Consider the following 1,421-nt stretch of genomic DNA (forward strand, 5'->3'; position numbering starts at 1 on the left):
GGCCGGCGAGCCTGCGCAGCGGGCGGCCGAGGATCGTGCCGATCCGCTGGCGCGGATTGAGCGTGCGATCCGGCGACTGGAAGACCATCTGCACGTCGCGGCGTTCGGCAAGGTTTCTCTTCTCGACGCGCGGCGCGACCGTCCTGCCGAACAGTTCGACCGATCCGGCGCTTGGCGTCTGCAGACCGGTGACGATCCGTGCCAGGGTCGACTTGCCAGAACCGGACTCGCCGATCAGCCCGAAGGTCTCGCCCTGGCCGATGTCGAGATCGACGTGGTGCAGCACTGGCTGGCTGCCGAAGGCATGACTGATGCCTTTGCAGGCGATCGCGATGCGGCGTTCTTTTGGCAGGCCGGCGTCTTCGCCTTGGGCCATTGGGTGCGCTGGCACGCCGTCCGTCTCCGCCAGTCTTCCGTCCCGCTTGGTGTAGTTGAGCGCCGGGATCGAGGCGATGAGCGCCTTGGTGTAGGCGTGAGAGGGGTTGTCGAAGACATCGCTCGCGACGCCGCTTTCGACCACGGTTCCCGCCTGCATCACCGCCACCCGGTCGCAGGAGCGGCGGATCATATTGATGTCGTGGCTGATCAGCAGGATGCTGGTTTTGTGATCCTTGCGTAAGTCGGAGAGGATGGCGATGATCTCGGACTGGACGCTGGCGTCGAGCGCCGTCGTCGGCTCATCCAGCACCAGCAGCGATGGGTCGAGCGCAATGGCAATGGCGATGTTGGTGCGCTGCTGCATGCCGCCGGAGAGTTCGTGCGGATAGAGATCCAGCACCCGCTCCGGATGGCTGACCCGGACGCGGCCCAGCAGTTCGGCGGCGCGCCCGCGCGCCTCTTCGAGGCGAACCGGGCGATGCCGCATGACCGTCTCGGTGATCTGGCGGCCGATCGTCATGCTTGGATTGAGGGCAGCACCGGGATGCTGGTAGACCGCGGCGATATGATTTCCCCTGAGCCGGCGCAGTTGCTCGGCGGAAAGGTCGCGGATTTCGCGGCCCTGGAATTCCAGCGCCGACGCAGCGATGCGGGCGTTTTTCGGCAGATAGCGCAATATGGCGAGCGCCACCGAGCTTTTGCCCGATCCCGACTCGCCAACCAGGCCGAGCGCTTCGCCTTCGCCGATGTGCAGTGACACGCCGCTGACGGCGGGATGCGATCCCTTGCGCCCGTCATAGGCCACGGACAGCTGGTCTACGTTCAGAACCGAGGAGGACATGGGGACTTGAAACCACTTTCTTCCAGCGCCGCCATCGAGGGCAATCGCTTCCGCTTTCGCAATTCATTATCTCTATAAATTTACTCGAATTAAGCCGGAGCGCAATCTACCTTTCTCGCATCAGCAGAGATTGTCGCCGTCTGCCGAGGCAGCGCGACGGTCTCCGGAGCAGATCTGGAAGGAGGCCCGGCATGGCTCGAGA

At 64.3% G+C, this 1,421-nt stretch carries 1 protein-coding gene; it reads right to left on the bottom strand.

The window, feature by feature from the left end:
* On the bottom strand, window positions 1–1,219 hold a 1,219-nt coding region (locus EN969_RS31025; protein ID WP_164758657.1), incomplete at its 3' end, for an ABC transporter ATP-binding protein.
* Window positions 1,220–1,421 lie beyond the last annotated feature (202 nt).

The organism is Mesorhizobium sp. M7A.F.Ca.CA.003.01.2.1, from assembly GCF_003998945.1.
GTDB classification, from domain to species: domain Bacteria; phylum Pseudomonadota; class Alphaproteobacteria; order Rhizobiales; family Rhizobiaceae; genus Mesorhizobium; species Mesorhizobium ciceri.